Consider the following 255-nt stretch of genomic DNA (forward strand, 5'->3'; position numbering starts at 1 on the left):
GGTGATCGTAAAGGTCGTCCCTTTCCCTAACTCACTTTGAACATCGATCTGGCCTTTATGCAACCGTACTAGCTGTTGCACGATCGGTAAGCCTAAGCCAGATTCCCCAAATTTGCGATTCTTTCGGGAAGGATCCGCTTTATAGTAACGATCCCAAATATTTTTTAATTGTTCTTCTGTCATCCCGATACCTGTATCACTGATCTCGATCACCGTTTCTAGGTAACCTTTTTTCAAACGAATATGGATCTCTCC

Annotated in this window: 1 protein-coding gene; it reads right to left on the reverse strand. The window is 43.1% G+C overall.

Translation table 11 applies throughout. The annotated features are described in order from the left end of the window. Positions 1–249 (reverse strand): ATP-binding protein (locus RMT89_RS44200; RefSeq protein WP_315889399.1); only part of this gene is annotated, 249 nt, incomplete at its 3' end. Positions 250–255 lie beyond the last annotated feature (6 nt).

The organism is Streptomyces sp. P17 (assembly GCF_032436805.1).
GTDB lineage: Bacteria > Actinomycetota > Actinomycetes > Streptomycetales > Streptomycetaceae > Streptomyces.